Annotated in this window: 4 protein-coding genes and 2 pseudogenes; 4 read left to right on the top strand and 2 right to left on the bottom strand. The window is 55.9% G+C overall.

All coding sequences use genetic code 11. The annotated features are described in order from the left end of the window. Positions 1-665: pseudogene (locus AC06ND_RS04440) on the bottom strand (hypothetical protein); the annotation flags it as partial. Between the two features lies 1 nt (position 666). Continuing rightward, the gene (locus AC06ND_RS04435) at positions 667-2,445 is read right to left on the bottom strand and encodes a DUF6057 family protein (RefSeq protein WP_475677784.1); all 1,779 of its coding nucleotides are present in this window, start codon (positions 2,443-2,445) and stop codon (positions 667-669) included. Between the two features lie 264 nt (positions 2,446-2,709). Between AC06ND_RS04435 and trpB the strand changes: the two genes are divergently transcribed. The 4 genes and pseudogenes from trpB to AC06ND_RS04415 all read left to right on the top strand — a co-directional run. Continuing rightward, on the top strand, positions 2,710-3,891 hold the full coding sequence (gene trpB, locus AC06ND_RS04430) for a tryptophan synthase subunit beta (RefSeq protein ID WP_475677783.1): 1,182 nt from the start codon (positions 2,710-2,712) through the stop codon (positions 3,889-3,891). A 4-nt stretch (positions 3,892-3,895) separates the two neighbouring features. Next, positions 3,896-4,379 (top strand): annotated as a pseudogene (locus AC06ND_RS04425) (anthranilate synthase component I family protein); the annotation flags it as partial. Next, positions 4,376-5,305, top strand: coding sequence for an anthranilate synthase component I family protein (locus tag AC06ND_RS04420; protein ID WP_475677785.1), 930 nt, complete (start codon positions 4,376-4,378; stop codon positions 5,303-5,305). The pseudogene AC06ND_RS04425 and the gene AC06ND_RS04420, both read left to right, overlap by 4 nt. A gap of 12 nt (positions 5,306-5,317) precedes the next feature. Further along, on the top strand, positions 5,318-5,659 hold a 342-nt coding region (locus AC06ND_RS04415), incomplete at its 3' end, for an anthranilate synthase component II (protein WP_475677782.1).

Here is a 5,659-nt window from a genome sequence, read left to right as displayed (position 1 = left end):
GGATGCCAGTAAGGATAGACGCAGGCTCCGACGCTGCCCTCGGTCTTGGTGTCGTACGCATCCATCTTGCCGTCAATCCTGAGCAAGGTCGCGCCGTGCTCGCCACGGATATGAAGGCTCATGTCGCTCGGATCGCACTGGTTGTAGCTATGGCAGTTGACGCATCCGTCGAACACCGTATTCTCGATCAGCGCCCTCTCCTTGAAGTTTGAGAGATTCCTCTCATAGATGCCCATCATCGAATAGTTGTGGTAACCCGGAGCGATGAGTCGGTAGCTCAGTCCATAGTCCATCTCGTCCTCGCTGACATGAATCTCGAAGCTCCTGTATCTTGTCCATGACCCGTCCTTGCATGCGCTGACGGACACGGAGAGGTCCTGCCCCACAGATGTCGCAAGAAGCGAGTGCCACTTCCTGATCGGGAACTGCGCAAGCTCGCCGCGCACGGTGATGGAGCGTCCGTCCGGAGCGCTGACCACGACCTGCATGTCGACTATGGACTCGTCGCTCATGCAGAAATTCAGAGGAGCGATGCTCGAAGGCACGGTGACATCCACATAGTCCGGGAATATCTCCGGAAGCCTGTCCGTATCCTGCACGGGACCGACGCCCTTGCATGCAGCGAGCAGCAGTGCTGCGGCTATGATATATGCTGTTCTCTTCATCTTAGTTCTGTTTCTGGGTGTTCTGCTGCTGGGCATTGAGAGCCTGCATCATCGAGTAGTAGTACCAGTAGCTGTCGCCGTATGTCCTCTTCAGGTAGGAAGCATCCTTCTTCTGCTGGATGTCAAGGTTGAACTGGCGGAAACGGTTGACTGCCCCCTCTGTGGCCTTAGGATGGCCAGGAATCATAGCTGCGGCCTCCTGACATGCGCGAGGCTGCTCCTTGAAGTTGGCTGAATTGTAGAAAGTCGCAAAGGAATTGAGGTCACCCTTGATCAGGCAATATCCCAGTAGATACTGGATTCCAATGATGTTGCCGGGATTCTCGAGGCAGAGCATTCCGAGGGCCCTCGTGAGGTTGTCGACATTGAAGAGCATGTCGAAGTTGCGAGGCATCCTGCGGCGTATGGCTCCGTAGATAGGATGCTCGCCTATCGCCTTCTCGTCGCCGAGCAGAGCGAGAGCCTCCTTCGCCCAATGCTTGTAGAAGAGGGTGTGCGACAGGGCCTCGATATACTTGCGCGCCGATTCCTCATATCCCATGATGATGTTGGTCCTCGCCATAGCCTTATAACAGCGGACTGTCTTCCTGTGGGCCGGAACAGACTCCTGAGCCTCAAAGAAGAGCCTGTGGGCCGAACTCACGAAGCCTATCTGCATCAGCACCTCCGCACATGCGATCTGGGAGAAATATCCGCCCTCATACTCGGGGATGAGACCGGTGATGCCGATCTGCGGGAAGGTGAACATATCCTCGAGCAGCAGTCCCTTCTGAGCCAGCGCAAGATTGTTGTACACCAGGGCAGTGAACGCATCCGTAGGCAATTCCTTCGAGCACTCGGCGATGATCTTGTCATATTCCGCATCGACATACAGCTTATCATACATCAATGTCCTTTCTATCACATCATTGCGCACCGAAGAGACCATCTTGACGCCGACAAGGGATAGAATGACCACGAGGACGGTAGAAAGTCCGAGGTTCATCTTCGCGCCGAGAGGACGGAGATATGTCGACATTGCCGCAAGCACGACCATCACGCAGAGAAGCAAATCTGCGCTCCAGAGCCACCATGCCACGTTTCCCGGTACCCTGCCATAGTGGATTCCGTAGAAGAATTCGGGATAGCGTACAGGCACGAAGAGATGCGAAACGACTGGGCTCAGAAGCGCGATCAGCACCACCGACGTGATGAATACGGGAGAAATAGACCGGCGCACGACTATCTCATATGCGAGCATGCCGACCACGTGCAGCAAGGCGAGCGGACCGATGAGCCAATATGCGACGAACACCGATGCGACTCCGACTATCCTTCTCAGGACGTCAGCCTTGATATGGACATAGCCATACAGGCACGAAATGCTCAGGACAAGTGCCGCGGCTCCGCCTACCAAGGCATCGTCACTCACCAGATACACGAGCATGAGTATGGCAGGAATGAAGCCCAGCACCCAAGTGAGCAATCCGTCCTTGCCGGAGAACTGCTCCATGAGCCTTGCGGAAAGAACCTGCGCCTTTCCCACGAGAAGGCCGAGGATCAGGGCTGAGGGATAGACGAGCCTGAACAGCTGCACCACGAACTCCCCCATCCAATCTGCCAGTCCGCCGGGAACGGAGACTGCCTTGAAGAAGTAATCCCAGGTCAGGAGCATGAGCTGGTTCTGCTCATGGAAATAGAGGTGATATCTGTACGGGAAGGCAAAGAAGCATGCGGTCGCAAGCACGAGAGCCGCGCTCAGTGCCCATTTTGTATATCCAATTGACTTTTCGTTCATCATCAGTATCCGTCGGAATGTGGTACGAATCCACACATAATTCTGTTCGGCGAAGTTAAGAAAAATCAGAAAATACTTGCTTTTATTGGAATAGATAGGTAATTTTGTGCTGTTATGATGAATATGAACGCATATTGGTGGTGGCGCCTGTTACAACTCAAGTAGTCGTAAGAGGTTAGACCTTCGTATGTATAGGATACATGAACGAGCTCTGGCGCACTGCGACAGGGCTCGATTTTTTGAAATAGAATATAAAACGACAATACAATGAGCTATCTAGTAGACAAAGACGGTTATTATGGCGAATTCGGAGGTGCGTACATCCCCGAGATACTCCACAAGTGCGTGACCGACCTCCAGGAGCAGTACCTCGGAATCATCGAGTCCGAGAGCTTCCAGAAGGAGTACAACCAGCTCCTGCGCGACTATGTGGGACGCCCCAGCCCCCTCTATTATGCAAACAGGCTCTCCCAGAAATACGGAGCCAAGATATATCTCAAGCGCGAGGACCTCAACCACACAGGTGCCCACAAGATCAACAACACCGTGGGTCAGATACTCGTCGCAAGGCACATGGGCAAGACCAGGATCATCGCCGAGACCGGTGCAGGACAGCACGGAGTGGCCACCGCGACCGTATGTGCGCTCATGAACATGGAGTGCGTCGTATACATGGGCGCGACCGACGTGCAGCGCCAGCACGTGAACGTCGAGAAGATGAAGATGCTCGGCGCGACCGTTGTTCCGGTGGAGTCCGGCAACATGACCCTCAAGGACGCTACCAACGAGGCCATCCGCGACTGGTGCTGCCATCCTGCCGACACCTTCTACATCATCGGATCCACCGTGGGTCCGCACCCATATCCGGACATGGTCGCAAGGCTTCAGTCCGTGATCAGCAAGGAAATCAAGGAACAGATCGCCGAGAAGGAAGGAAGGGACTACCCTGACTACCTCATCGCATGCGTGGGCGGCGGTTCGAATGCCGGCGGCACAGTGTACCATTACATCGACGACGAGAGGGTTAAGATCGTGCTCGCCGAGGCAGGCGGATACGGAATCGACACTGGAAAGACCGCTGCGACGATCGCGCTCGGAAAGGTCGGAATCCTCCACGGAGCGAAGAGCTACGTCATCCAGAGCGAGGACGGCCAGATCGAGGAACCATATTCGATCAGTGCTGGTCTCGACTACCCTGGCATCGGTCCTATGCACGCAAACATGGCCGCGCACAAGAGGGCTACCGTGCTCGCGGTGAACGACGACGAGGCCATCGCTGCTGCCTATGAGCTCACCCGCCTCGAGGGTATCATCCCCGCTCTCGAGAGCGCACATGCACTCGGAGCCCTTCCGAAGATGAAGTTCAATCCCGAGGATGTGGTTGTGCTGACGGTTTCCGGACGCGGCGACAAGGACATCGAGACCTACCTCAACTATTACAAGAAATAAGACGATGGCAAGATACAACTACAAGACAGCGAGCAAGACCCTGCTCGGTGACATGTACACTCCGGTGGCCGCCTATCTCAGGCTCCGCGACGTCTCTCCCCAGTCGATACTGATGGAGAGCAGCGACTACCACACCGGAAAGAACTCCCATTCATACATCGCGCTCGACCCTATCGCGCAGGTCAGCATCGGCCATGGCATCGGAAGGTGCATATATCCTGACGGCCAGGTATTCGAGCACGAGATCGACAAGAACTACATGAGCGACGCCATCATCGGCGAGTTCATGCGCGCATTCAGTTTCGAGAGCGACAATGAGGCTGCGCTCCGCTGCTGCCAACTCTGGGGCTTCACCTCCTTCAACGCGGTGAGGTACTTCGAAGGAATTGCAGTGAAGGACGAGACCCTCGAGAAGAACGACGCTCCGGACATGCTCTACATACTCTTCAGGTATGTGATAGAGTTCGACCACTTCAACAACAGGATGTCCATCCATGAGCTCCTCACCGAAGGCCAGACTCCCAGCATCACCAGCATCGAGCATGTGCTCAACCGCCAGAACAACGGCGACATGATCTTCAAGCCGGTGGGCGAGGTCAGCTCCCCTCTCACCGACGAGCAGCACAAGGAGAACATACGCAAGGGCATCGCACACTGCAAGCGAGGCGACGTCTTCCAGATCGTGCTCTCGAGGAGGTTCGTACAGAAATATGAGGGTGATGACTTCAAGCTCTACAGGGCCCTTAGGAGCATCAACCCGTCCCCATACCTCTTCTACATGGACTTCGGCGGCTTCCGTATCTTCGGTTCGTCGCCCGAGACCCACTGCCGCATCGAGAAGGGCACCGCATACATCGACCCTATCGCCGGCACCACGAAGAGGACCGGCAACGACGAGCAGGACTCCAGGAACGCCGAGTACCTCCGCAACGACCCTAAGGAGAACGCGGAGCACGTGATGCTCGTGGACCTTGCGAGGAACGACCTCTCGAGGAACTGCCACGGAGTCAAGGTGGACTTCTACAAGGAACTGCAGTACTATTCGCACGTCATCCACCTGGTGAGCCGCGTGAGCGGACAGCTGGACGAAGGCGCCGATCCGGTGAAGACCTTCATCGACACCTTCCCTGCCGGCACACTCTCCGGTTCTCCGAAGGTACGCGCGATGCAGCTCATCTCCGAGTATGAGCCTCACAACAGAGGAGCGTACGGCGGATGCATCGGAAGCATCTCCTTCGACGGCTCGCTCAACCAGGCGATCACCATCCGCTCGTTCGTGAGCAGAAATCAGGAGCTCTGGTTCCAGGCCGGAGGCGGAATCGTCGCGAAGAGCGATCCGGAATATGAACTTCAGGAAGTGAACAACAAGCTCGGCGCCCTCCGCAAGGCGATCGAGATGGCAGAAAAGATGTAAGGAGGAAAGGACATGAAAGTAGTGATGATAGACAATTACGATTCGTTCGTATACAACCTCGTCCACCTCGTGAAGGAACTCGGAGCGGACATCACCGTCTACAGGAACGACCAGTTCCGTCTCGAGGACCTCGAAGGCTTCGACAAGATCATGCTCTCACCTGGCCCGGGAATCCCGTCGGAGGCCGGACTGCTCCAGGACGTCATCCGCACCTACGCGGGCAGGAAGCCTATGCTCGGCATCTGCCTCGGCGAGCAGGCGATCGGAGAGGTGTTCGGAGGCACTCTCGTCAACCTCGACGACGTTTTCCACGGTGTCCAGACCCCGGCGCACATCTGTTCTGACGACCCAATC

Source organism: Candidatus Cryptobacteroides sp. (assembly GCF_056207615.1).
The sequence above is the reverse complement of the archived record's forward strand: the minus strand, read 5'-3'. Positions and strand labels throughout refer to the sequence as shown.

Excerpts from the sequence above, each read along its gene's own strand:
- AC06ND_RS04435 (WP_475677784.1), bottom strand. The coding sequence starts at position 2,445 with ATGATGAACGAAAAGTCAATTGGATATACAAAATGGGCACTGAGCGCG.
- trpB (WP_475677783.1), top strand. The coding sequence starts at position 2,710 with ATGAGCTATCTAGTAGACAAAGACGGTTATTATGGCGAATTCGGAGGT.
- AC06ND_RS04420 (WP_475677785.1), top strand. The coding sequence starts at position 4,376 with ATGTCCATCCATGAGCTCCTCACCGAAGGCCAGACTCCCAGCATCACC.